This window comes from Halomonas sp. LMYGS-3, assembly GCF_059509875.1.
Genome location: NZ_JCAKFQ010000014.1, coordinates 29,229 through 51,976 on the forward strand (window position 1 = coordinate 29,229; position 22,748 = coordinate 51,976).

A 22,748-nucleotide genomic window follows, 5' to 3' on the forward strand; every position below is an offset into this window, starting at 1 on the left:
GGGAACGACAACTGCCTCGATCAGCGATTGAAGCGCAGATACTTGAAGTGCGGGGTATTCTCACTCTGCACCTTGAAGTCGATGTCGTCGCGCATCGACCAGGTGAGCATCTGGTGGTGAATGGGGATGTAGACGATATCGTCGTGCACGATCTGCCAGGCCTCCTCGATCATGGCGTTGCGCGCCTGTTCGTCGGTCTCCTGGCCCATGCCCAGCGTGAGCTCGTCGACCCGCTCGTCGCTATAGCCGGTGAAGTTCCAGCTGCCGCGATCCCCCTCCCTGGTGTGATAGAGGTAGTTGAAGATGTACTCGGAATCCATGGTCGGCACGCCCCAACCCAGCAGGTAGAAGTCGTACTCCTCCCGGGCCAGCTCGGCGAAGTGCAGCGAGCGGGTCTGGGCCACCAGGTCCACGGTGATGCCGATGCGCGCCAGCATGCTGACCACCGCCTGGCAGATCTGCTCGTCGTTGACGTAGCGGTCGTTGGGGCACTGCAGGGTGACGCGGAAGCCGTCGCCGTAGCCGGCCTCGGCCATCAACTCGTTGGCACGGTCGAGGTCGGCAGGAATGACCTCGTCGAGCGCCTCGGAGTAGCCGTTGACGAAGGGCGGCGCGATCATCCCGGCGGGCTGGGAGTTGCCACGCATCACCGCGCGCTGGATGGTGGTCGCGTCCACGGCCAGGTTGATCGCCTCGCGCACCCGGCGGTCGGCGAAGGGGTTGTCGTCGGTATCGGCGGTACGCAGCTCGGCCGAGCCCATGTCCATGCCGAGGAAGATGGTGCGGTTCTCGGCCCCCTGCTCGTTGCGGATGCCGTCGGCTCCGGCCAGGCGCTCGATGTCCTGCACCGGAGCCTCCTGCAGCAGGTCGACCTCGCCGGAGAGCAGCGCCGCCACCCGCGTGGCCGCCGACTCGATGGGGGTATAGATCAGCTCGGAGATCTCCATCGGGTAGTGATCGATGCCCCAGTAGTCGTCGTTGCGCGTCAGCACCGTGCGCACGTCGGGCTCGCGGCTGGTGACCCGGAAGGGACCGGTGCCGTTGGCGTTGCGCACCGCGAAGGTCTCCTCGCCGGCGGCGTAGTTCTGGGGCGTCTCGACGCCGTGCGCCTCGGCCCACGCGCGGCTCATGATGAACAGATTGGTGAAGTTGTTGGGCAGCAGCGGGTTGGGGTCGTGGGTCTCCACATGCACGGTGTGGTCGTCGGCCGCGCGCACCTCGGCGATGGAGGTGAGCAGGCCGCGCATGTCGGAGTGCTCGTGGCGAGCGCGGTTGAGCGAGAAGACCACGTCGTCGGCGGTCAGTGCCTGCCCTTCGTGGAAGGTCACCCCCTCGCGGATCTCGAACACCCAGACATGCGGGTCGTTTTCATGGACGTACCAGTCGGTGGCCAGGCCCGGCTGATACTCGACGTCCATGTCCTGGTAGACCAGGGTATCGAAGATCTGGTGGTTGAGGGCATGGGTCGGCCCCTCGTTCTGGGCATGGGGGTCGAGGGTCAGGCCATCGGCGGAGCGGGTCCAGCGCAGGGTCTCGGCATTGGCGGCGGACGCCAGCATGGCGCCGGCCACGGCGCCGACCAGCAAGGATCTCTTGAGCATCTTGTTGCGTCCTCATTCAAGCGTTTGATGGGCACGCGGCCCGTGCGACCGTCTCTCCCACACCATAGACAAGAATGCCAACTCCTCCCCGTGGACAGATTCAGCGCTGTGTCGACTCCCGCTGGGCGACCATTCGGCCATCGGGGCAATCCACGACACATTCGCGGCGAACTCGACCGTCGTCGCGACGACTTCCTGGTTGCACTGTTCGACCTGGTGCCGAAATACTGGTCGGAAGCGAAAGGCCTGGAGGGGCGACTCTGATGCAGATCCTGGAGACACGGGTGGCCCCGGCGTGGGTCGACTACAACGGCCATATGAACGACGCCGAGTACGCCAGGGTCTTCTCCCTGGCGGTGGAGGCACTGATGGACCACATCGGGCTGGACACCGAGGGCCGTTCCCGCCACGGCTATACGCTCTACACCCTGGAGACCCACCTCTGCTACCGCCGCGAGGCCCATGAGGGCCAGCCGCTGCGGGTGGCCCTGACCCTGCTGGACCGCGACGCCAAGCGCCTGCATGTGTTCTTCACGCTGCACGACGGGGACGGCAACCTGCTGGCCACCAGCGAGCAGATGCTGATGGGCATGAACCAGGAGAGCGGCCGCCCCGGCGCCTTCCCGGCGCCGGTGGCCGAGGCCATCGCCGCGCTGCCGAGCACCACCCCCGATGCCTGGCCGGAACTCGCCGGGCGTACCATCGGTATCCGACGCTGAGGGGTCAACACTCCTGCCGCCCATCACCCCGATGCTCACGCTGGTCTCGACCATGCGGCATGAGATCCGCAAGGCGGCATCTACCGAGAGATCATTGCTAGCGATCGAACACGACCGTGCGCCCGGCATGCAGGAAGACGCGGCGCTCCACGTGCAGGGCCACCGCTCGGGCCAGGGTCAGGCACTCGATGTCGCGCCCCTTGGCGACGAGGTCCTCCGGGTAGTCGGCGTGACTCACCGGCTCGACGCCCTGGGTGATGATCGGCCCCTCGTCCAGGTCATCGTTGATGTAGTGGGCGGTGGCGCCGACCAGCTTCACGCCCTTGTCGTAGGCCTGGTGGTAGGGCTTGGCGCCCTTGAAGCCCGGCAGCAGGGAGTGGTGGATATTGATCGCGCGACCGCTGAGCTTCGCGCACATCTCGCTGGAGAGCACCTGCATGTAGCGGGCGAGGATCACCAGCTCGGCGCCGGTCTCCTCGACCACCGCCCACACCCGGGCCTCCTGTTCGGGCTTGGTCTCGGCCGTGATGGGGAAGTGGTGATAGGGAATCCCGTGCCACTCCGCCAGGGTCGCCAGGTCCGGGTGATTGGAGACGATGGCGCGAATGTCGATGGGCAGCTGGCCGATGCGATAGCGATAGAGCAGATCGTTGAGGCAGTGGTCCGCCCTGGAGACCAGGATCACCACCGGCATCCGCGTGCCCGGAGCGGTCAGCTCGAAGCTCATGTCGAACTCGGCGGCCCGCACGGCGAAGCCGGCCTCGAAGGCAGCGGCATCGAACCCCGCCTCCTCGGGCCGGAACTCGGTGCGGATAAAGAAGCCGCCGCTCTGCCGATCGTCGAAGGAGTGCTGCTCGGTGATGTAGCAGTGGCGCTCCTTGAGGAAGCACGTCACCACGTCCACGGTGCCGAGCCGGCTGGGGCACTGGGCCGCCAGGATCCAGCGATTGTTGTTATCTTGCATCTCGTGTTTCTCCAAAACGGGGCCGGCACCTGCCGACCCCGTGGCTGTCAGGACTCGACGCCGATGGCGTACTCCTCGCCGGCATCCAGCAGCCAGCGATAGAGGTAATCGGCAAAGCTGCGGCGCAGCACCAGCTCCCAGCGGGTCTCTGTGGGGCGGCGCAGGATCAGGTTGGCCTTGGCGAACACCGTGGTCACGCCCTTGCCCACCGGGAAGGCGTCGGGGTGCACGTCGTAGGGCGTCGACTTCATCAGCAGCTCCCGGACCTTCTCGCCCGTAAGCTCCAGCAGGGTCTGGCCGCCGCTGACGTTGACGATGGCATAGTTTTTGACAGAGGTATCGTGGGCGTCGCCCAGGGCCTCGCGCAGCTTGCCCTCCAGGGCAAACTCCTCGCCGCCGGGGACGATCAGCAGCCACTCGTCGGGCGAGAGCCACTGGATCGAGCGCTGGCCGCTCTCGTCCTGGCTGAGCGTATTGGGGCGCCCCGGCAGGCCGACGCCGAGCACCCGGCGTACCGCCTCGTCGAGCACGATGGCGCCGCCGCGCAGGATCAGGTGGCCGAGCAAGGCGCGCTCGCGCAGCACCACGCGGCTCTTCTGGCTGACGCTTGGGCGGCCGCTGTTCTGGTAAGACCAGGCCAGCGGGGACTCGGCCGGCACTTCCGTCTCGGGACGCACATCGTAGACATTGAACCGGGTTGCCGTTTGCTCAGACATGCTGGCGCTCTCCCTTGGGGTCGACAAAGATCGGGCCGACGATTTCCGCGGCGTGGGTCTTGCCGTCGGCCATGGGCAGGTAGACGGTCTCGCCCATGCGCGACTGGCCGCCCTTGACCACGGCCAGCGCAAAACCGCTCTTGAGGGTCGGGCTGTAGTAGCTGGAGGTCACGTGGCCCACCATGGGCATGGGGATGACGTGGTCCGGATCGAAGACGATCTGGGCGCCCTCCTCCAGCACTACCGACGGGTCCTTCGGCTTGAGGCCCACCAGCTGCTTGCGGTTGGTGCGCCGGGTATCGGAGCGCGACAGGGCCCGCTTGCCCACCCAGGAGTAGGGCTTGTCGTAGCCGATGGCCCACTGCATGCCGAGGTCCTCCGGGGTCACCGAGCCGTCGGTGTCCTGGCCGGCGATGATAAAGCCCTTCTCGGCGCGCAGGACATGCATCGTCTCCGTGCCGTAGGGCGTCAGGCCGTACTTCTCGCCGTGCTGGAAGAGGGTCTTCCAGACGTGCAGGGCGTAGTTGGCCTGGACGTTGATCTCGTAGGCGAGCTCGCCGGTGAAGGAGATGCGGAAGACCCGCGCCGGCACGTCCGCCACCTTGCCCTCGCGCCAGTCCATGAATTGGAACCGGTCACGGTCGAGGTCGATATCGGTGATCTCGGCGAGCAGGTGGCGCGCCTCGGGGCCGGTGATGGTCATGGTCGCCCAGTGGTCGGTCACCGAGGTGAAGGTGACATCGAGCTCGGGCCACTCGGTCTGGTGCCACAGCTCCAGCCACTCCATGACCCCGGCGGCACCGCCGGTGGTAGTGGTCATCAGGAAGTGGTTCTCGCCCAGGCAGCTGGTGGTACCGTCGTCCATCAGCATGCCGTCGTCCTTGCACATCAGCCCGTAGCGCGCCCGGCCCACCGCGAGCTTGGCCCACTTGTTGGTGTAGATACGCCCCAGGAACTCCCGGGCGTCCGGTCCCTGGATGTCGATCTTGCCGAGGGTGGAGGCATCGAGGATGCCGACCTTCTCGCGCACCGCCAGGCACTCGCGGGCCACCGCCTCCGCCATGCTCTCGCGTTCGCCGTTGATGGCGTCGGGGCGTACTTGTGGAAAGTACCAGGGGCGCTTCCACTGGCCGACGTCCTCGAACTCGGCGCCGTGTTCCACGTGCCACTGGTGCAGGGCGGTGTAGCGCTCGGGATCGAAGAGGGCGCGGCAGTGGCGCCCGGCGATGGCGCCGAAGGTGACCGGCGTGTAGTTGGGCCGGAACACCGTGGTGCCCACCTCGGGGATCGACTTGCCCAGGCAGCGGGCGGCGATGGCCATGCCGTTGATGTTGCCGAGCTTGCCCTGGTCGGTGCCGAAGCCCATGGCGGTGTAGCGCTTGACGTGTTCGATGGACTCGAAGCCCTCGCGGGTGGCGAGCTCGATGGCCGCCGCGGTGACGTCGTTCTGCAGGTCGACGAACTGCTTGGGCGCACGCAGGGTCGGCTTCTCGTGGGGCACCTGATAGAGCGCGCAGGCGGCCCCTTCGCTGATGGCATCGACCTGGGGCAGCTCGATAGTGCTGACCGTGCGGCCGAGCGCGCCCAGCGCCTTCGCCGCCGCGGCGGCGCCGTCGGCCAGCCCCTCGGCCAGGTCGTGGATGCCGCGGGCGCTGCCGGCGGCGTGCACGCCCTTCACCAGGCTGGGCACGAAACCGAGGATCTCCTCGCTCCAGGTCGGCCGCGCGCCGGTGTGGGAGGCCAGGTGGATCACCGGGCTGTAGCCGCCGGAAGTGGCGATGGTGTCGCAGGCCAGGGGCTCGGCCTGGCCGGTGACCGTGAAGGCGTGGGCATCGATGGTGGCGACGCGGGCGCCGCTCACCCGGGTGCCACCCTTGGCCTCGATCACGGCCGCGCCTGTGATGACGCGGATACCGCGGGCGCGAGCCTGCTCCACCAGCTCGCCGTCCGGGGACGGGCGCGCATCGACGATGGCGACCACCTCGCGACCGGACGCTTTTCCAAGGTCATGCCAGTCCAGGGCGGCGCGGTAGGCGTGGTCGTTGCTGGTGGAGAGCACCAGCTTGTTGCCCGGCACCACGCCGTAGCGGCGGATATAGGTGGAGACGGCGCCGGCGACCAGGTTGCCCGGCACGTCGTTGCCCGCATAGACCAGCGGCCGCTCGTGGGCGCCGGTGGCCAGCAGCACCTGGCCGGCCCGCACGCGATGCATCCGCGACCGGCTGGCACGGACGCCATCGACCAGCGGGGCGGTCTCGCCGAGGTGCTCGGTGCGCCGCTCGTGCAGGGTCACGAAGTGGTGGTCGTGGTAGCCGTTGGCGGTGGTGCGGGGCAGCAGGGTGACGTTGTCGAGCCCGGCAAGCTCCTCCAGCACCTGGGCGACCCACTGGGCGGCGGGCCGGTGGTCGAGCAGCTCACGGCTGGCGAGCAGCGAGCCGCCCATCTCCTCCTGCTCGTCGGCCAGGATCACCCGGGCGCCGCTGCGCGCCGCGGTCAGGGCCGCGGCCAGGCCGGCGGGGCCGGCGCCGATCACCAGCAGGTCGCAATGCTGGTTGAGGTGGTCGTAGCTGTCGGGGTCGCGCTCCATGGGGCTGCGGCCCAGGCCCGCGCCCTTGCGGATGAACTTCTCGTAGGTCATCCACATGGAGGCCGGGGCCATGAAGGTCTTGTAGTAGAAGCCCGGCGGCATGAAGCGCCCGCCCAGCTTGCCGACCAGGCTCATCACATCGCGCTGGACGTTGGGCCAGCCATTGGTGCTCTGTGCCGTGAGCCCGTCGAACAGCGCCTGCTGGGTGGCGCGCACGTTGGGCACCTGGGCGGCCTCGTTGCTGCCCAGTTGGACCAGCGCATTGGGCTCCTCGGCGCCGGCGGCGACGATGCCGCGGGCGCGCGAGTACTTGAAGCTGCGGTTGACGATATCCACCCCGTTGGCCAGCAATGCCGAGGCCAGGGTGTCGCCGGCATGGCCCTGGTAGCGCTTGCCGTTGAAGGTGAAGCTCAGGGTACGAGCGCGATCGATGCGCCCGCCCTCACGAAGACGATTCGGCTGTTTCAGGGACTGGCTCATGCCTTGACTCCTTCCTGACGCTCGGCCACTGCCGCCTCGGCGGCGACGTTCTCGGCGGCCACTGTCCCGGCCGGCTTGCCCTCCGGGTACTCGGCGGTGAAACGGGGCTGCTCGCCGATCCGGTAGGTCTCGAGGATCTCGTAGCTCACGGTGTTGCGGGTGATGTTGAAGAACTTGCGACAGCCGACGGCGTGCACCCACAGCTCGTGGTGGATGCCGCGGGGGTTGTCACGGAAGAAGAGGTAGTCGCCCCACTCCTTGTCGGAGCAGGTCTCCGGATCCGCGGGACGCGCGATGTGCGCCTGGCCCTTGGGATGGAACTCCTCTTCCTCGCGGTGCTCCTCGCAGTAGGGGCAGTAGATCTGGAACATGATGTCTCTCCCTTAGAGGGGGTCTTGTCCGGCATACGATGAGCTTTACCGTCGACAAGCCTGCGCGAGGGCGCTGTGAACCCGTCCATGGGCGCTACTTTTGCCATCCATGGCAAACGACCCTCGCTCCGCCTTGTCCCCGGCGCTCATCTCGACGCGTGTAGAAATGAACACTTAATGCGCAACGCCGGCCGCACCGTGCTCATCGACCAGCGCCCCGGTATGGAAACGGTCGATGGAGAACGGGACCGCGAGCGGATGGGCCTGGTTCTTGGCCAGGGTCCAGGCGAAGACGTGCCCCGAGCCCGGGGTGGCCTTGAAGCCGCCGGTGCCCCAGCCGCAGTTGAAGAAGAGCCCCTTCACCGGCGTGGCGGAGAGGATCGGGCAGGCGTCCGGACAGGTGTCGACGATGCCGCCCCACTGGCGGTTCATGCGCACCCGCGAGAAGATCGGGAACATCTCGACGATGGCCTGCAGGGTGTGCTCCACGGTGGGATAGCTGCCGCGCTGGCCGTAGCCGTTGTAGCCGTCGATCCCGGCGCCGATCACCAGGTCGCCCTTGTCGGTCTGGCTGATGTAGCCGTGCACGTGGTTGGACATCACCACGGTGTCGAGGACCGGCTTGAGCGGTTCCGAGACCAGCGCCTGCAGCGGGTGCGACTCCAGCGGCAGCCGGAAGCCGGCCATCTTCGCCAGCACCCCGGAGTTGCCGGCGGCGACGCAACCGATGGTCTTCGCCTCGATATCGCCGCGGTTGGTATGCACCCCGAAGACCCGGCCGTCGCGGATCTTGAAGCCGGTGACCTCGGTGTTCTGCAGGATATCCACGCCCAGCGCATCGGCGGCCCGGGCGAAGCCCCAGGCCACGGCATCGTGGCGCGCCACGCCGGCGCGGGGCTGCCAGGAGGCGCCGAGGATCGGGTAACGGGCGTTCCTCGAGCAGTCCATGATCGGCACGATCTCCTGGATCTGCTCAGGCGTGAGCACCACGCTGTCGATGCCGTTGAGGCGGTTGGCGTTGACCCGGCGCTGGACATCGCGCATGTCCTGCAGGGTGTGGGCCAGGTTCATCACCCCGCGCTGGGAGAACATCACGTTGTAGTTGAGGTCCTGGGAGAGCCCCTCCCATAGCTTCATGGCGTGTTCGTAGAGCGCCGCCGACTCGTCCCATAAATAGTTGGAGCGCACGATAGTCGTATTACGAGCCGTATTACCGCCGCCCAGCCAGCCCTTCTCCACCACCGCCACGTTGGTGATGCCGTGCTCCTTGGCCAGGTAGTAGGCCGTGGCCAGGCCGTGACCGCCGCCGCCGACGATGATCACGTCGTACTGCTTCTTGGGGGTGGGATTGCGCCACTGGCGCTCCCAGTTCTCATGGTGGCTCAGCGCGTGCCTGGCCAGCCCGAAGCCTGAATAGCGTTGCATGGGGAGTTCTCCTGACGGATGAATTCAGGCGAGGGACGTCTCGCTAACCGCGCCGGTGCCGACTGATGCCGTGCCATAGACCGGATGCCGCTCGCAGAGCGCGGTGACCTTCTCGCGCACCTCGGCCTCCACGGCGTCGCTGTTGCGGCGCTCGGCCAGGACATCGAGGATGTCGCAGATCCAGCCGGCCAGCGCCTCGCAGTCATCCACGCCGAAGCCACGGGTGGTCGCCGCCGGGGTGCCGATGCGCAGGCCGGAGGTGACGAAGGGGCTCTCCGGGTCGTTGGGCACGGCGTTCTTGTTGACGGTGATATGCGCACGCCCCAGCGCCGCATCGGCGTCCTTGCCGGTGACGCCCTGCTTGATCAGCGAGACCAGGAAGAGGTGGTCGTCGGTACCGCCGGAGACCACGTCATAGCCGCGCTCGAGGAACACCCCGGCCATGGCCCGGGCGTTGTCGATCACCCGCTGCTGGTACTGCACAAATTCCTGGCTCATGGCCTCCTTGAAGGCCACCGCCTTGGCGGCGATCACATGCATCAGCGGGCCGCCCTGCTGGCCGGGGAAGACCGCGCCGTTGAGCTTCTTGTACAGGTCCTGATCACCATGCGCGGAGAGTATCAGGCCACCGCGCGGGCCGCGCAGGGTCTTGTGGGTGGTGGTGGTGACTACATGGGCATGGGGCAGCGGGCTCGGGTAGTGACCGGCGGCGATGAGACCAGCCACATGCGCCATGTCCACCATCAGCCAGGCGCCGACCTTGTCGGCGATGGCGCGGAAGCGCTGCCAGTCCACTACCCGCGCATAGGCCGAGAAGCCGGCGATGATCAGCTTGGGCTTGTGGCTGCGCGCCAGGCGCTCGACCTCGGCGTAGTCGATCTCGCCGGTCTCGGGGTTCAGGCCATACTGCACGGCGTGGTAGTGCTTGCCGGAGAAGTTCGGCGCCGCCCCGTGGGTCAGGTGACCGCCATGGGCCAGGCTCATGCCCAGCACGGTGTCGCCTGGCTTGATCAGCGCCATGAAGGCTGCCGCGTTGGCCTGGGCCCCGGAGTGCGGCTGGACGTTGGCGTAGTCGGCGCCGAACAGGTCGCAGGCGCGCTCGATGGCCAGCTGCTCGACCACGTCGACGTGCTCGCAGCCGCCGTAGTAGCGCTTGCCCGGATAGCCCTCGGCGTACTTGTTGGTCAGCTGGGTGCCCTGGGCCTCCATCACGGCCCGGCTGGCGTAGTTCTCGGAAGCGATCAACTCGACGTGCGCCTCCTGGCGGGCCACCTCATCGGCGATGGCTGCGGCAATCTGGGAGTCGAAGGCGGAAAGAGTGAAATGAATCATGAAAGACTCCATTGTTGTTGGTCTCAGGAAAAACCCCTTGTCAGCAATCTATTTTCGATGGAGTCACAGGACCAATTTGAAGGACAAATGCCGCGATAAGGCGGAGATAAAGGCGGCTGCGATGCGAGACGCTACCCCATGGCCCCACCCGGTGGCCCCGTGGGATATACTCAGGGGTAGTGTTGCTGCCCACCCCGCTCACGCGTCGTCGCAGCAGCTTAGCGAAGTCAAGCATGGCGCTCATCCTGGCCGGAGCAATAACTGATGACCCGGCCCTGACGCCAATGCCCCAACCAGACATCAAAATGGCAATAAAATGACCAACATACCCACCGATCTCCTGAGAACCTTTGTCACGATAAAGGACCTGGGAGGCTTCACCAGCGCAGGCGAGCTGCTTGGCCGCTCGCAACCGGCCATCAGCCTTCAGGTGAAGAAGCTCGAGGAGATCCTCAACACCAAGATCTTCCTGAGAGGATCGAGCCTCGAACTGACCGAGGATGGGGAATATCTCTATGAGGCCGCGCGTCAGATCCTGGAGATCAACGATCAGATCATCGCCAAGGTCAGGGGCGACAATGTGTCCGGCAAGGTAAGGCTCGGCATACCCAACGACTTCGAGCTGGCTTTTCTTCCCAAGGCACTCCGCAACCTTTCGCGCGTCTACCCGAACATCATCGTGGAAGTCGACTGCGAGATCAGCAAGGTGATACTCCAGCGATACCAAAAAGGACACTACGATATCGCCTTGGCCATGGAACGCGCCAAGAAGGACGAAGACAGGGATTCACGGGATTATCGTCTGGAGGCCCTGGAGTGGGTCTACAAGGACAGCCGTCTCATCAATGGCTATGATGACCCCATTCCACTGGTCGCTTATCCACAAGGGTGTGTCTATCGCTCCATCATGGAGGAGTCCCTTCAGACGCAACAACATCCTTATCGCTTCATGTACACGAGCACCAGTCTGCTGGGTATCTTCTCGGCCGTGGAGGAAGGGCTGGGCATCACGACCATGGCGAAATCGGTCATTCCCGACAACCTCAAGCACGCCCCCAGCACCCAGAGCTTGCCGGCACTGGAGAAGGTCTGTATCGGCCTGTACTACAAGGAGCGCGAGCTCAATATCGCATCACGACACGTGCTCGACTTCCTCCGCTCGGGAATCGCCAATTTGTGAGAGGGCATTGTCACACCCGGAAGGTGACAATGCCCATTGCTCAGCCAAAGGTCCGTGAGATCTTCTCTATGCACTCATCGAGTATCCATGCCCCCTTCTCGGCCGTGGCCTTGACCGGTGACGACAGGGTCCCCGAGCTCGGTACCCAGCTGGGATCCGGTGGGAAGATGTCATAGGGCGGGAACTCTGCCGGCGGAACATCGACCGCCCTGGACATGTCTACCAGCTCGGGATGGATCTTCAGCATGATGGAAGTCTCCAGCACCCCGCCATGCTCGACGGCCCACCCCGAGAAGCCGTCGGGGAAGACTTTCTCGATCGTGGCTTCGCTGATGAAATCCCAGTAGGAGAGCAGCACCACCTTGATCTCGATGCCGGACAGCCTGGCATGCTTCACGGCTCGATCAGCCGCCTCTACCAGAAACATCGAGTTCTCGTAGTGTCCATTGAGTACGATGAACTCTCGATTTCCGTGCTCCATGAAGGCGAGGATCACGTCATAGGCATACTCCTCCAGGGAACGACCGCTGACACAGGTGGTGCCGGGGAAGAAGTTGCCACCCCCCGACTTGACCTGCGACTTGTAACCGTAGGCGATCGGCGGCGCGACCAGCATGTTGCCGCTGCGCTCGGCGACCCGACAGGCAATGTACTCGGGAATCAGCACATCGGGGTTCAGTGACATGTGCGGGCCATGCTGTTCGATGGCTCCGACCGGCAGCAGCAGCCGACAGCTGCCACCCTTGACCCTCTCTCGGTAGGAGACCCAGTCCATCTCCGCCACCTTGACGCTGTTCATCAGGCTTTCCCCTCCGATGTGGACTTAAGCGTGTGTTGCTCGCGAAAGGAGCTATCATTCTGAACGGCCCGCAGGATCGAGTAGGCCATCAGCACCATGATCACCGAGAAGGGCAGTGCCGAGAGGATGGCGGCGGTCTGCAGGGTTGACAGTGCCCAGGTGCCCCCCACCAGCAGCAGCACTGCCGCTATGGCTCCCTCCATGATGCCCCAGAAAATGCGGTGCCGGGACAATGGATGCGGATCCCCCTCGCTGAGAATGGTGGTGATGACCAGGGTTCCCGAGTCGGACGAAGTGATGAAATAGGTCGCCACCAGTACCGTGCCGAAGAAACCTGCCAGTATACCAATCACTCCCACATCCATGGCCGAGAAGGTGGCGTAGAGCGCCAGGGAGACGTCACTGGCCACCGCGTCAGCGATGCCGCCGCTACCGAACAGCTCCTCGTAGAGCGCCGTGCCGCCATAGGCCGACAGCCAGACGAAGGAGAGCAGGGACGACACGCCGACCACGCCGAAGATGAATTCACGGATGGTCCTCCCCCGGGAAACCCTGGCCACGAAGACGCCCACAAAGGGTGCCCAGGACATCCACCACCCCCAATAGAAGACGGTCCACCAACCCTGCCAGGAGTCCTGCCAGGACTCTGCCCCATTGGCAGCCGTGACGTTACTGCCAGTATAGAAGCTAAGGGGAATAACCGTTCTCAGGTAGTCACCCGTGGAATCCAGGAAGCCACCGATGATGTAGCGGGTGGGGCCGAAGATGAAGAAGAAGGCCAGCAGCAGGAACGTCAGCCACATGTTGGCCTGGGAGAGATACTTGATTCCCCGCTTCAGGCCAGTAAGCACGGAAATCAGTGCCAGGATGGTGATCACCCCGATCAACGCGACCTGTACCAGGCTGCTGACAGGCACATCCCACAGATAATTGAGACCAGAATTGATTTGCTGAACACCAAGCCCCAGAGAGGTTGCAATACCAAAGAGAGTGGCAAAGACGGCAATGATATCGATGAGATTACCAATCCACCCATTGACCTTCTCTCCCAGGATGGGATAGAGCGTGTAGCGGATGCTCAAGGGTTTTCCATAACGATAGGCCATCAAGGCCAGGCCCAGCGCCACGATACAGTAAATGGCCCAGGCGTTGAGACCCCAGTGGAAGTAGGCGAGCCGCATCGCCACATCGGCAGCCTCGCCATTGCCTGCCGCCGACGAGAAGGGTGTCCCGTGGGAGAGATGCATGATCGGCTCGGCGATGGACCAGAAGATGATTCCGATCCCCTGCCCGGCGGCATAGAGCATGGCAAACCAGGTGAAGTAGCCGAACTCCGGCTTGTCATCTTCAGTACCCAGCTTGAGTCGACCATACTTGCTGAAGGCCAAGGCCAGCAGAAAGATCAGGAAGCTAGCCGCCAGGCCGACATACCACCAGTTGAAGTAGAAAGTCACATAGGTCCTTCCCCTATCGATCAGCTCGGTGGCCGCCTGGGGAAAGAGTATGGCGAGGGAGATGAAGGCAACCATGATGACGACCGACACCATGGTGACCAGTGGATTCACCCCTCGGAAGGGGCCTGAGTGCAGGACCATAATCGGCCTCCTGTGATATTTATTCTTATACGCAACAAGGGGGCCCAATGCCCCCTCGCTATTACTTGATGATGTTGTGCTCCGGCCCGTACGGGAAGCCGGTGATATTCTCGGCTCCGTGTTCATTGATCACCAGGATATCGTGCTCGCGGTAGCCGCCGGCACCAGGGCGCCCTTCCGGCACCATGATCATGGGCTCCATGGAGACGACCATGTTGGGCTCGAGCACGGTCTCGATGTCCTCGCGAAGCTCCAGCCCAGCTTCACGGCCATAGTAGTGGCTCAGGGTACCGAAGGAGTGACCATAGCCGAAGGTACGGTACTTGAGCAGGTCATGCTTGGCGAAGATTTCGTTGAGCTCATGGGCGATGTCGCTGCAGCGTACCCCAGGCTTGATCAGCTCTTGCCCCCGTCGGTGGACCTCGCAATTGACCTCCCAGAGGCGCAGGTGCTCGTCGGAGGCGTGCTCACAGAACAGGGTGCGCTCCAGGGCGGTGTAGTAGCCGGAGATCATCGGGAAGGTGTTGAGGCTGAGGATATCGCCCGGCTGAACACGGCGGCTGGTTACCGGGTTATGGGCGCCATCGGTATTGATACCGGACTGGAACCAGACCCAGGTGTCCATCAGCTCGCTGTTGGGGTAGGTCTTGGCGATCTCACGCACCATCGCCTGCTGCCCCGCCAGCGCCACCTCGTATTCCGGCACCCCGGCCGCGATGGCATTGCGTACGGCGACCCCACCGACATCGGCGATCCGTGCACCCTGGCGAATCAGCGCGATCTCCTCGGCCGACTTGATCATGCGCATCTTCATCGTGGGGACGCCGATATCGACCAGTTCTGCTTCACCGAGGGCCGCCAGCAGCTTCTGCTGATTCTGCAGGGTCAGGTGATCGAACTCGACCCCGATGCGCTTGCGGCCCTCACACAACTGCCTCACCGCCTTGAAGAAGTTATCCTTCTGCCAGTCGGTATAGACGATATTGTCACCCAGGCGATTGCGTCGGTAAGGCTGCCCTCCATCGATGTTGGCGGTCACGGTGGTGAAGCCATCCAGGGTGACGACCAGACCATAGTCCCGTCCAAACTTGCAGTAGACGAAGTCGCTGAAATAGTTGATATTGTGGTAGGAAGTCAGCACCACGGCGTCGATGGTATTCGCCGCCATATATTCCCGAAGCCGGGCCAGGCGTCCCTGCATCTCGGCATCGGAAAATGTCGGTACTACCTTGTCGCCATTGGGAATCTCGATCAGCGATGGAAGTTGCATACTTGTAGTCTCCTTCGTCTCTTCAAGCGACACTTGTCGCGAGCTTGTAACTGCTCTTCATTGACATTTCAGGGCTGTTATCGTCCTGAAGCTCACTGAACTGCATGATTGAGAGTCGATATCGGCACTCCAATATCTTCACCAGCATCATGATGTGATTGAACTCGTGATCTTCGGCGAGAAAATCAATTCCCAGCATGCGAATACCAAGGCACTTGACCTCATAGGTCTCCCGCACTCGCATGAAGGAAACGATGTCGCGTTTCAATGCCTTGTTGTCTTGCGTCTGGCCAGAATCAGAAGCGATACGCAAGACTAGCCGCCAATGTTTCATCTCATGCTCTCCTGCTGGTATCGATGAATATGGCTAGCAGGGGTCGGCAAGACCAATGACTAGTGCAAATCAGGTCATTGGTGTCAGTAATGTCCTTGTCGCTCATCGACTTGGGCGCAGGATTCCCCCTTTCATGCCATGCCCGGGATGCTGTCGAAGGCAGCAGAGGCTGCCGCTGGCGGCAGGGGGCTGGCTGAAGCGGGACGAGGTGGACTCGTGTTACTGGAAGGTCCAGGGTCCAGGTGCCGATGGGTCATCTTCGGCTAGGCATCAGCCAGCGTCTGCCACAGGAAGATGAAGGCCAGGGCCTGCATCTGGGCGCGCTGGCGGTTGTCGGCGGCCCCCCCGTGGCCGCCCTCTAGGTTCTCGTAGTAGAGCACCGGGTGCCCCTGCTCGCTCATGCGCGCCATCATCTTGCGCGCATGGCCGGGATGGACCCGGTCGTCGCGGGTGCTGGTCATCAGCAGCAGCGGCGGATAGTCCGCCTCGGGGTCGAGGTTGTGGTAGGGCGAGACGTCGCGCAGGAAGGCGTCCCAGTCGTTGCCGTCGGGGTCGCCGTACTCGGCCATCCAGGAGGCGCCGGCGAGCAGCTCGTGGTAGCGGCGCATGTCGAGCAGCGGCACCTGGCAGACCACGGCGCCGAACAGGTGCGGATACCTCACCAGCATGTTGCCGACCAGCAGGCCGCCGTTGGAACCGCCCTGGATACCCAGCCGCCGCGGCGAGGTGATCCCGCGGGCGATCAGGTCCTCGGCCACCGCGGCGAAGTCCTCGAAGGCCTTGTGGCGCTTCTCCCGCAGGGCGGCCTGATGCCAGCGCGGGCCGTACTCGCCGCCGCCGCGGATGTTGGCGACCGCGTAGACGCCGCCCCGGGAGAGCCAGCCGCGCCCCACCCCGGGGCTGTAGGACGGCAGCAGCGGGATCTCGAAGCCGCCATAGCCGTAGAGCAGGGTCGGGTGGCGGCCGTCGCGCTCGCTGTCGCGGCCGGCCACCAGGAAGTAGGGCACCGGGGTGCCGTCGCGGCTGGTGGCGAAATGCTGGCTGACCTCGAGCCCCCCGGCGTCGAACCGCGCCGGCGCCCGCTTGAGCGGCCGGGGCAGCTCGCCGATGCGACCGTGATGGAGCGTGGTCGGCGTGAGGTAGTCGCTGGCCACCAGGAACAGCTCGTCGGACTCCTCGTCGTCCACCGCGCTCAGGCTCACGCTGCCGCGCTCGGGTGCGCCGGCCAGGGGCTCGCACGCCCACGCCTCCCCGTCTCCGCCGGGCGTGAGCACGTAGAAGCGATGCTTGACGTCGTCGAGGACATTGAGGACCAGGTGATGGCGGGTCCAGGTGGCATCCGCCAGGGAGGTACGCTCGGTGGGGGTGAACAGCACCCGCAGCTCCCGTGACCCGGCCATGAAGGCATCGAAATCGGCGGCCAGCAGCGACCCGGCGGGATGGGTCTCGTCGCCGACGGTCCAGGGGTCGCGCAGCTCCAGGGTCAGCCAGCGCCGATGCACCTGCTTGCGCGCCGAGTTCGGCACCTCGACCCGGCGCAGGGTGCCGTCGGCCTCGCGCAGGTAGAGCTCGTTGTCGTAGAAGGCCCGCGCGCGGCTGACGAAGTCACGCTCGTAGCCCCGGGCCTGATCGCGCGTGGCGGCAACGCTCATGTCGCCCGGCTCGCCCTCGAAGACCGTCACCGCCTCGCTCATCGGGGTGCCGCGCCGCCATGCCTTGACGAGGCGCGGATAGCCGGAACTGGTCAGCGAACCCGCGCCGAAGTCGGTGTAGACGTAGACGCTGTCGCGATCGATCCAGCTCAGGGCGCCCTTGGCCTCATCGCGCCGGAAGCCCTCGTCGACCCAGCACCGCTCGACGAGATCGAACTCGCGGGTCACGTCGGCGTCGGCACCCCCTCGTGACAGCGAGATGAGGCAGTGACGCCAGGGCTCGCTGGGGTCCCGCGGCCTGAGGCAGTGGGCACCGTGCCACACCCAGTTCTCGCCCTCGACGGCGTTGAGGGCATCGAGGTCGATCAGCACGTCCCAGGCCGGCCGCTCCTGGCGGTACTCCTCCGGCGTGGTGCGCCGCCACACCCCCCGGGGGTGATCCTCGTCCTGCCAGAAGTTGTAGTAGTGCTCGCCGCGCCGGGTCACGAAGGGAATGCGGTCGTCGGCATCGAGGATCGCCAGCAGGTCATCGCGCAGGGCCTCGAAGTCGGGATCGGCCTCCAGGCGGGCCTGGGCCACCGCATTGTGTGCCTGCACCCAGGCCAGTGCCCGGTTGCCTTCGACTTCCTCGAGCCAGCGATGGGGGTCGGCCGGTGCGCCGTCGGGGGTCTTGGGGGGGTGGCTGGGCATGACGACTCTCCTGCACGGGATGCTCGCCTCACCCTAGCAGAGCCGACTCTTCCTAGCCGCCCGTCATGTTCATGAAGCGCACCACCTGGACGTCGCCGTCGGTGGTGAAGTGATGCCGCTCGGGCTTGCTGGCCATGGCGGCGACGATGGTGGCCTTGAGCCGCTCGAGGTCACCGGGGTGGCGGCGCATCACCGCGCGCAGGTCCAGCGAATGCTCGTTGCCGAGACACAGCAGCAGGCGCCCCTCGGCGGTGACGCGCACGCGGTTGCAGGCGTCGCAGAAGTTGTGGCTGTGGGGCGAGATAAAGCCGACGCGGATGTCGGAATCCCCCATCCGATAATACCGGGAAGGTCCCAGGGTGCTCTCGGTGGTGGGCAGCAGCGTGTGGCGCGATTCGATGGCCGCGCGCACCTCGTCGCTTCCGCAGAAGGTGGTGGCGCGGTCGTGGCCGATCGCCTGGCCCAGCGGCATCTCCTCGATAAAGCTGATGTCCACCTTCTCCTGCCTGGCGAACTCGACCAGGTCAAGGATCTCATCGTCGTTGCGCCCCTTGAGGATCACGGCGTTGAGCTTGATGCGCGCAAAGCCGGCCTCCCGGGCGGCGCGGATGCCGTCGATCACCTTGACCAGGTCACCGGTGCGGGTCAGGGCGCGGAAGCGCGTCGGTTCCAGGGTGTCGAGGCTGACGTTGAGGCGCGTCAGTCCCCCGTCGCGCAGCGCGCGGGCATGCCGGACCAGGCCGGCACCGTTGGTGGTCATGGCGAAGTCGGCAAGCCCCGGCAGCGCCCCGACCTCACGTACCAGCTCGCCGATGCCCCGCCGCACCAGCGGCTCGCCGCCGGTGAGGCGGATCTTCTCCACCCCGAGCTCGACGAAGGCCCGGCTCAGGGTGGCCATCTCCTCCAGAGTGAGCACCCGGGCGCGGGGCAGGAAGGTCATCTGCTCGGCCATGCAATAGACGCAGCGGAAGTCGCAGCGATCGGTGACCGAGAGGCGCAGGTAGCGGATGGCACGGCCGAAGCCGTCGACCAGCGTGCTCATACCCGTCTCTCCCCGGACGCGGGGCGAGCCTCGGCCGGCTCTTCGTCATCTTCATGAACGGGCAGCCGGGCGATCAACTCGCCCACGTCCTCGGTGACCTCGGCGATGGTCGTTTCGTCGTAGAGCCGGCCCTTGCGCTTGCGCAGGCCCCGCTCGTAGAGCTTCACGTGCTCGGTGGGCGTGACGCCGGCCTGGGCCAGGCAGTGGCTGGCGCAGTGCAGCCGGCAGCCGTCGATGGCCACGATCGGACGGCCGGACCGGGCGGTGCGCACCAGGGCCGGTACACCGCCGCCCACGCCGGCGATACAGGACATCTCCGCCACGCCGGTATGGTCCAATCGCAGGGCCGCGTCATTGGCCAGCTGGGCCACGTCGGAGCAGCCCGAGCAGGCGTAGACCAGGGGGTGTGGCTTGCTCGCCTTGCGGGACATCTCGCCTCCTCGTGCGGATTCAGTCGTCCGCCATCAGGGTGTCGCGCAGCGTCTGCTCGTCGCGCACCACCAGCCGCTGGCGGTCGATGTTGATGGCGCCGCTGTCGCGTAGCTTGCCCAGCAGCCGCGACAGGGTCTCCGGCGTCATCGCCAACTGGGCGGCCAGCCAGCGCTTGGGGATGGTCAGGCGTACCACCCGCGGCCCCTTGGCCCGGCTGCCGGGCAGCTGGCGCAGGATATAGCTGACCAGCCGCGCCATGGCATCGGCCTGGGTCAGCAGGGCCATGTCCTCCAGGCGCTCGGTGAGCTCCAGCGCCAGGCGACTCATGAACTCCGCCCGGCAGGCCGGGTGGTTGTCCACGATCTCGCGACAGCGAGGCGCGGGAATCGCCAGCACGTGGGTGCGGCGCAGCGCCTCGGCGGAATAGAGATAGACCCCCTCGCGGGAGACCATGCTCAGCTGGCCCAGGGGTCCGCCGCGCTCCACGCAGCGGATGGTCGCCTGGCGGCCGTCGATGGTGTTGCGCACCAGCCTGACCACCCCGTTGATGACGATGTAGAGCCAGTGGGCCGGGGCGTCCTGGCGGAACAGCCATTCGCGGCTCTTCAGGTGGCGGACATCGGAGGCCTCCAGCAGGGTGTCGATCTCGTCATCGTCGAGCGCGGAGAGCCAGGGAACCCCGCGCACCAGGTCGCGCAGCTGGCGGGGTCGGAACAGCAGTTCAGTCGAGGAACTGGGCAACGGGACAGAATTCATGAGCACTCCCTTCCTCCACGTGGCTATCGGCGTCGATCATCAGGTAACCATGGGCCTGGCTGGCGGCCCCGAGCATATGCGACCCCTGACCGCCGGCCAGCCGGGCCACCGGCTCGCCGGACGCCCAGTCCAGCACCACCCGCAGCAGTTCGCGGCGCCCGCGCGCGCCGCGCCGCGAGAAGCCGACGGTGACCGGAAAGCGTTGCAGCGGCGCCGGTGAGCGACCCTGGCGGCCGTGTACGAAGGGCAGCGCCAGCCACTGCCAGCCGACCAGCGAGGCCACCGGATTGCCGGGCAGGCCGATCAGCGGCGTGCCGGCGTCGCCGGACGCCCCCAGCCAGCCGAAGGCGACGGGCTTGCCGGGTTTCATGGCCACGCCGTGGAAGGCCAGCCCGCCGAGGCGCTCGAGCACGGGACGCACATGATCCTCCTCGCCCACCGAGACGCCGCCGGTGCAGATCACCAGGTCGGCACTGTCGCGCGCGACGACGAACGCCTCGTGCAGGGCCGGGGCCGTATCGTCGACGATCCCCAGGTCGAGCACCGCGCACTGCTGCTGGGCCAGCAGGGCGTGCAGCATGGCGGCGTTGCTGTTGTAGACTTGGCCGGGCGCCCGGGGCGTGCCCGGTTCGATCAGCTCGTCGCCGGTGGAGATCAGTGCCACCGTCAGGCGCGGCCTGACCGCGACCTCGGCGATACCGTGGCTCGCCAGCAGGGCGATGGCCGCCGGGGTCAGGCGCACGCCGGCGGGCAGCACCCGCGTGCCGGCACGCGCCTCCTCGCCGCGGCGGCGGATATTGGCGCCCGGCGCCACCGCCCCCTCGACATGCAGGAGTCCCGCTGCGTCGAGGCGGGTGCGTTCCTGGGGGACCACGGCGTCGGCGCCCTGCGGCACGGGGGCACCGGTGAAGATGCGGGCGCAGCCACCCGACGGCAGCCGCAGCGCCCCGGCGCCCGCGGGCACGCGCAGCGCCACCGGCAGCCCCTCGCCGGCACTCTCGGCAGGCGCGAGATCGGCCAGGCGCAGGGCGTAGCCGTCCATGGCGCTGTTGTCGACCCCGGGCAGGTCCAGCGCCGCCACGACGTCCTCGGCGAGCACGCGGCCGGCGGCCCCGGCCAGCGCCAGGCGCTCGCGGCCCGCGACCGGCACCGCGGCGGCGATCAGCCGCGCCCGGGCATCGAACAGATCGAGCAGGCCGGGGGTGACGACCTCCGCACAGCCGCACTTCATGTCACGGCTCCTGCCTTGCCGACGGCCTGGCGAGAGCCGCAGCGGCCGGCCTCGGGCAGTACCATGGCGACGAAGTTGCACGGCCGAGTACGCGCATCGAGCTGGGCCTCGATGATGCCGTCCCAGGCCGTGGCGCAGGCCTTGGGCGAGCCCGGCATGGCGAAGATCAGGGTCCGGTTGGCCACCCCGGCCACGGCGCGGGACTGGACGGTCGAGCTGCCGATGCTCTCGAAGGAGAGCTGGCGGAACAGCTCGCCGTAGCCGTCGATGGCCTTGTCGAACAGCGGGGCCAGGGCCTCGGGGGTGGTGTCCCGAGGGGTAAAACCGGTGCCGCCGTTGACCAGGATCGCCTGGATGTCGTCGCGCACCACCCACTCGGAGACCACCGCGCGAATGCGGTAGACGTCGTCGGGGACGATGCGCCGTTCCACCAGGCCGTGGCCGACCTCGGCGAGGCGCGCGCTGAGCAGGTCGCCGCTGCCGTCCTCGTCGAAACCGCGGGTATCCGAGACGGTCAGCACCGCCATGCCAAGCGGCACGAAAAGGGCATCGGCATGAACATGGGCCATGAAGACCTCCTATTGCATCAGCGCATTGGCGCTGTCGTCGTCCAGCTCGATCCCCTCGACGCCGATCTCGGCCTCGAGTGCCAGCAGGTAGTGGCGCAGGGCGCGACGGGTGGCCTGTTCGCGCAGGGTATGGCGCACGCGGTCGGCGACCTGCTCATAGGGCAGCCGGCGCCCCTCGTGGCGCTCGTCGATGACGACCAGGTGCCAGCCGAAGCGCGAGGCCAGCGGCCGGTCGTGCAGCCCCTGCGGCAGGTGCTGCAGGGCGCGATCGAGTTCGGCGACGGTCTGGCCCGGGGCCAGCCAGCCCAACTCGCCGCCCTGCTCCTTCGAGGGGCAGGCGGAGTGGCGCATGGCGAATTCGGTGAAGCGTTCGGGAATCGCCGAGAGCTCCTCGAGCAGCGTCTCGCCCAGGCGGTACTGAGCGTCGCGGGCCTCGGCATCGTCGGGTGCGGCGGCCAGCAGGATATGGCGCACGGCGAGCCGCGTCGGGTCGCTGAAGCGCTCCGCATGGGTCTCGAAGAAGCGCCGGCAGTCCGCCTCGCTGGGCTCGGGCACCTCGAGCTCCCGCTCCAGCAGGCTTGCGATGGCCGCGTCGGCATCCCTCACCGCCTCCCCGGCCGCATCGCCGAGCCCCAGGGCCTCGGCGCGCTGGCGCAGCAACTCGCGCACCACCAGGGCGCGGGCCGCCTTCAGCTGGGCGGTACCGGCGCTGTCCGCCGGGTGATGCTGCATCTCCTGGGCGATGACGGCCTCTTCGATGGTGGCGTCGCCGACCCGGATGGGAGGGGGGCTCGCGCCCCCCGGCAGCTGTTCGATCTCGATCATCTGCATGATGCTAATCCTCAAAACTCGTTGTACCGCCGACAGGAGGTTGGGGCTGTTCCGGCGGCTAGGCCTGCGAGGAGGCGCTGTGAACCCTTCCCTGGGCGCTACATTTGCCATCCCTGGCAAATGACCTCCTCTTCGCCCTGCCCCCGGCGCCCCTCGCCGAGCGCAGCCAGCT

General features: G+C 66.3%; 20 protein-coding genes. 2 read left to right on the plus strand and 18 right to left on the minus strand.

Going from position 1 to position 22,748, the window contains the following annotated elements:
- Nucleotides 1–20: 20 nt before the first annotated feature.
- Nucleotides 21–1,601, minus strand: a complete 1,581-nt coding sequence (locus AC5W54_RS13885) for an ABC transporter substrate-binding protein (protein WP_495962674.1) — start codon at nt 1,599–1,601, stop codon at nt 21–23.
- A 263-nt stretch (nt 1,602–1,864) separates the two neighbouring features.
- Between AC5W54_RS13885 and AC5W54_RS13890 the strand changes: the two genes are divergently transcribed.
- Nucleotides 1,865–2,320, plus strand: coding sequence for a thioesterase family protein (locus AC5W54_RS13890; protein ID WP_495962675.1), 456 nt, complete (start codon nt 1,865–1,867; stop codon nt 2,318–2,320).
- A gap of 97 nt (nt 2,321–2,417) precedes the next feature.
- On the opposite strand, the gene purU is transcribed toward AC5W54_RS13890, so the two are convergent.
- The 6 genes from purU to glyA form a co-directional block, all read right to left on the minus strand.
- Nucleotides 2,418–3,284, minus strand: coding sequence for a formyltetrahydrofolate deformylase (gene purU / locus AC5W54_RS13895; protein WP_495962676.1), 867 nt, complete (start codon nt 3,282–3,284; stop codon nt 2,418–2,420).
- 47 nt (nt 3,285–3,331) lie between these two features.
- Nucleotides 3,332–4,000 carry a sarcosine oxidase subunit gamma gene (locus AC5W54_RS13900; protein ID WP_495962677.1) on the minus strand — a complete coding sequence of 223 codons (669 nt, stop codon included), beginning with the start codon at nt 3,998–4,000 and terminating at the stop codon, nt 3,332–3,334.
- Nucleotides 3,993–7,067, minus strand: coding sequence for a sarcosine oxidase subunit alpha family protein (locus AC5W54_RS13905; RefSeq protein ID WP_495962678.1), 3,075 nt, complete (start codon nt 7,065–7,067; stop codon nt 3,993–3,995). Before AC5W54_RS13905 ends, AC5W54_RS13900 begins: the two co-directional genes overlap by 8 nt.
- Nucleotides 7,064–7,438: a sarcosine oxidase subunit delta gene (locus AC5W54_RS13910; protein ID WP_495962679.1), complete on the minus strand. Its 375-nt coding sequence runs from the start codon at nt 7,436–7,438 to the stop codon at nt 7,064–7,066. The genes AC5W54_RS13905 and AC5W54_RS13910 overlap by 4 nt, the downstream gene beginning before the upstream one ends.
- Before the next feature lie 174 nt (nt 7,439–7,612).
- Nucleotides 7,613–8,863, minus strand: a complete 1,251-nt coding sequence (locus AC5W54_RS13915; RefSeq protein ID WP_495962680.1) for a sarcosine oxidase subunit beta family protein — start codon at nt 8,861–8,863, stop codon at nt 7,613–7,615.
- A gap of 24 nt (nt 8,864–8,887) precedes the next feature.
- Complete coding sequence (glyA, locus tag AC5W54_RS13920; protein WP_495962681.1) at nt 8,888–10,195, minus strand: serine hydroxymethyltransferase; 1,308 nt, start codon at nt 10,193–10,195, stop codon at nt 8,888–8,890.
- Between the two features lie 316 nt (nt 10,196–10,511).
- On the opposite strand from glyA, the gene AC5W54_RS13925 reads away from it, so the two are divergent.
- Entirely contained in the window at nt 10,512–11,375 is an 864-nt protein-coding gene (locus tag AC5W54_RS13925; RefSeq protein WP_495962682.1) for a LysR family transcriptional regulator, read from the plus strand.
- A 40-nt stretch (nt 11,376–11,415) separates the two neighbouring features.
- Here AC5W54_RS13925 and AC5W54_RS13930 read toward each other — a convergent pair whose 3' ends face one another.
- The 11 genes from AC5W54_RS13930 to AC5W54_RS13980 all read right to left on the minus strand — a co-directional run bounded on the left by AC5W54_RS13930 (nt 11,416) and on the right by AC5W54_RS13980 (nt 22,576).
- The gene (locus AC5W54_RS13930) at nt 11,416–12,174 is read right to left on the minus strand and encodes a creatininase (protein ID WP_495962683.1); all 759 of its coding nucleotides are present in this window, start codon (nt 12,172–12,174) and stop codon (nt 11,416–11,418) included.
- Nucleotides 12,174–13,769: a BCCT family transporter gene (locus AC5W54_RS13935; RefSeq protein WP_495962684.1), complete on the minus strand. Its 1,596-nt coding sequence runs from the start codon at nt 13,767–13,769 to the stop codon at nt 12,174–12,176. The genes AC5W54_RS13930 and AC5W54_RS13935 overlap by 1 nt, the downstream gene beginning before the upstream one ends.
- Nucleotides 13,770–13,830: 61 nt before the next feature.
- Entirely contained in the window at nt 13,831–15,039 is a 1,209-nt protein-coding gene (locus AC5W54_RS13940) for a M24 family metallopeptidase (protein WP_495962685.1), read from the minus strand.
- A gap of 22 nt (nt 15,040–15,061) precedes the next feature.
- The gene (locus AC5W54_RS13945; protein WP_495962686.1) at nt 15,062–15,373 is read right to left on the minus strand and encodes a hypothetical protein; all 312 of its coding nucleotides are present in this window, start codon (nt 15,371–15,373) and stop codon (nt 15,062–15,064) included.
- A gap of 263 nt (nt 15,374–15,636) precedes the next feature.
- A complete protein-coding gene (locus AC5W54_RS13950) occupies nt 15,637–17,715 on the minus strand; it encodes a prolyl oligopeptidase family serine peptidase (protein WP_495962687.1) in 2,079 nt (692 codons plus the stop codon).
- Between the two features lie 52 nt (nt 17,716–17,767).
- Entirely contained in the window at nt 17,768–18,757 is a 990-nt protein-coding gene (gene moaA / locus AC5W54_RS13955) for a GTP 3',8-cyclase MoaA (protein WP_495962688.1), read from the minus strand.
- Nucleotides 18,754–19,188, minus strand: coding sequence for a putative zinc-binding protein (locus AC5W54_RS13960; RefSeq protein WP_495962689.1), 435 nt, complete (start codon nt 19,186–19,188; stop codon nt 18,754–18,756). Before AC5W54_RS13960 ends, moaA begins: the two co-directional genes overlap by 4 nt.
- 19 nt (nt 19,189–19,207) lie before the next feature.
- The gene (locus tag AC5W54_RS13965) at nt 19,208–19,945 is read right to left on the minus strand and encodes a Crp/Fnr family transcriptional regulator (RefSeq protein WP_495962690.1); all 738 of its coding nucleotides are present in this window, start codon (nt 19,943–19,945) and stop codon (nt 19,208–19,210) included.
- Entirely contained in the window at nt 19,911–21,176 is a 1,266-nt protein-coding gene (locus AC5W54_RS13970) for a molybdopterin molybdotransferase MoeA (RefSeq protein WP_495962691.1), read from the minus strand. Before AC5W54_RS13970 ends, AC5W54_RS13965 begins: the two co-directional genes overlap by 35 nt.
- Nucleotides 21,173–21,745 carry a molybdenum cofactor biosynthesis protein B gene (gene moaB, locus AC5W54_RS13975; protein ID WP_495962692.1) on the minus strand — a complete coding sequence of 191 codons (573 nt, stop codon included), beginning with the start codon at nt 21,743–21,745 and terminating at the stop codon, nt 21,173–21,175. Before moaB ends, AC5W54_RS13970 begins: the two co-directional genes overlap by 4 nt.
- A gap of 9 nt (nt 21,746–21,754) precedes the next feature.
- Nucleotides 21,755–22,576 (minus strand): peptidylprolyl isomerase, encoded by an 822-nt coding sequence (locus tag AC5W54_RS13980; protein WP_495962693.1) that lies wholly within the window; start codon nt 22,574–22,576, stop codon nt 21,755–21,757.
- Nucleotides 22,577–22,748 lie beyond the last annotated feature (172 nt).

Excerpts from the sequence above, each read along its gene's own strand:
- AC5W54_RS13885 (WP_495962674.1), bottom strand. The coding sequence starts at position 1,601 with ATGCTCAAGAGATCCTTGCTGGTCGGCGCCGTGGCCGGCGCCATGCTG.
- AC5W54_RS13890 (WP_495962675.1), top strand. The coding sequence starts at position 1,865 with ATGCAGATCCTGGAGACACGGGTGGCCCCGGCGTGGGTCGACTACAAC.
- purU (WP_495962676.1), bottom strand. The coding sequence starts at position 3,284 with ATGCAAGATAACAACAATCGCTGGATCCTGGCGGCCCAGTGCCCCAGC.
- AC5W54_RS13900 (WP_495962677.1), bottom strand. The coding sequence starts at position 4,000 with ATGTCTGAGCAAACGGCAACCCGGTTCAATGTCTACGATGTGCGTCCC.
- AC5W54_RS13905 (WP_495962678.1), bottom strand. The coding sequence starts at position 7,067 with ATGAGCCAGTCCCTGAAACAGCCGAATCGTCTTCGTGAGGGCGGGCGC.
- AC5W54_RS13910 (WP_495962679.1), bottom strand. The coding sequence starts at position 7,438 with ATGTTCCAGATCTACTGCCCCTACTGCGAGGAGCACCGCGAGGAAGAG.
- AC5W54_RS13915 (WP_495962680.1), bottom strand. The coding sequence starts at position 8,863 with ATGCAACGCTATTCAGGCTTCGGGCTGGCCAGGCACGCGCTGAGCCAC.
- glyA (WP_495962681.1), bottom strand. The coding sequence starts at position 10,195 with ATGATTCATTTCACTCTTTCCGCCTTCGACTCCCAGATTGCCGCAGCC.
- AC5W54_RS13925 (WP_495962682.1), top strand. The coding sequence starts at position 10,512 with ATGACCAACATACCCACCGATCTCCTGAGAACCTTTGTCACGATAAAG.
- AC5W54_RS13930 (WP_495962683.1), bottom strand. The coding sequence starts at position 12,174 with ATGAACAGCGTCAAGGTGGCGGAGATGGACTGGGTCTCCTACCGAGAG.
- AC5W54_RS13935 (WP_495962684.1), bottom strand. The coding sequence starts at position 13,769 with ATGGTCCTGCACTCAGGCCCCTTCCGAGGGGTGAATCCACTGGTCACC.
- AC5W54_RS13940 (WP_495962685.1), bottom strand. The coding sequence starts at position 15,039 with ATGCAACTTCCATCGCTGATCGAGATTCCCAATGGCGACAAGGTAGTA.
- AC5W54_RS13945 (WP_495962686.1), bottom strand. The coding sequence starts at position 15,373 with ATGAAACATTGGCGGCTAGTCTTGCGTATCGCTTCTGATTCTGGCCAG.
- AC5W54_RS13950 (WP_495962687.1), bottom strand. The coding sequence starts at position 17,715 with ATGCCCAGCCACCCCCCCAAGACCCCCGACGGCGCACCGGCCGACCCC.
- moaA (WP_495962688.1), bottom strand. The coding sequence starts at position 18,757 with ATGAGCACGCTGGTCGACGGCTTCGGCCGTGCCATCCGCTACCTGCGC.
- AC5W54_RS13960 (WP_495962689.1), bottom strand. The coding sequence starts at position 19,188 with ATGTCCCGCAAGGCGAGCAAGCCACACCCCCTGGTCTACGCCTGCTCG.
- AC5W54_RS13965 (WP_495962690.1), bottom strand. The coding sequence starts at position 19,945 with ATGAATTCTGTCCCGTTGCCCAGTTCCTCGACTGAACTGCTGTTCCGA.
- AC5W54_RS13970 (WP_495962691.1), bottom strand. The coding sequence starts at position 21,176 with ATGAAGTGCGGCTGTGCGGAGGTCGTCACCCCCGGCCTGCTCGATCTG.
- moaB (WP_495962692.1), bottom strand. The coding sequence starts at position 21,745 with ATGGCCCATGTTCATGCCGATGCCCTTTTCGTGCCGCTTGGCATGGCG.
- AC5W54_RS13980 (WP_495962693.1), bottom strand. The coding sequence starts at position 22,576 with ATGCAGATGATCGAGATCGAACAGCTGCCGGGGGGCGCGAGCCCCCCT.